We start from the raw sequence: 915 nt of genomic DNA, 5'->3' as shown, positions 1-915 counted from the left end.
ATCGCCTCGCTCGAAGGGGAACGCAAGTCGTTCAACAAGGGCAAGCGTGATTCGGAGTTCAAGCTGGAATCGAAGACCCGCGAGCTGGGCAACAACACAGCTTTCATAGATGCCATGACGGAGGACTGGAACCGCTTCCTCTCTGTGGTGCAGACCGACAAGGAGGGCAATCACCTTAATATAATAAAGGTGGACGGAGTGGATTCCGCCGATGAGAAAGTCATCGGAAAGCGTTTGCAGGAGATAGCCAAGAATGCCACGACCGGAGGGTTGTACACGCAGGTTGGAGAGTTTTACGGTTTCCCGATAAAGGTGGTCAGCGAAAGGATACTCAAAGAGGGATTGGAGTTTACCGACAACCGCTTCGTGGTCGAGGGGAACTACAAGTACACCTACAACAACGGGCATCTGGCGCTGGCTGACCCGTTGGCCGCCGCCCGCAACTTCCTCAACGCGATTGAGAGAATCCCCTCCATCATCGACCAGTATAAAGCGAAGAATGAGGTCTTGGAACGTGAGATACCGCAGTTGCAGGAGATAGCAGGCAAGGTGTGGAAGAAGGAGGAAGAACTGAAACAGTTGAAGTCCGAACTTGCCGCCCTTGACCGCAAGATACAGCTGGAACTTGCGCCGCCTACACCCGAAATCACCGAAAAGGAGCATGAAGGGCAACAGGTCAAACCGGAAGCGAAAGGTGTGCGAAACGGTATCAGGCAATATCCCGAAGATACATCACCGCAAATACGCAATCCATCGGAAAGTATTATCGCCAATCACACCATAACTGGGCATCCGGGGCTGTATGCCAAGGAGGAAACCCGGTCCAAAGGATTGAAAATATAACCTTAGGAATTTTATCTGAAGTATTAATAAGGGCTATCCCAAAAGGTCTAAAAGTAAATTTTATCCTTTCTG

The 915-nt window shown here is 50.6% G+C and carries 1 pseudogene; it reads left to right on the top strand.

Features of this window, described 5'->3' with window-relative positions:
- Positions 1 to 843 (top strand): annotated as a pseudogene (locus DXD78_RS20755) (helicase); the annotation flags it as partial.
- Positions 844 to 915: the final 72 nt, after the last annotated feature.

Origin of the sequence: Bacteroides sp. D20, assembly GCF_003436255.1 — a bacterium.
Lineage (GTDB): Bacteria > Bacteroidota > Bacteroidia > Bacteroidales > Bacteroidaceae > Bacteroides > Bacteroides uniformis.
This window is presented reverse-complemented; position numbering and strand designations above follow the sequence as displayed.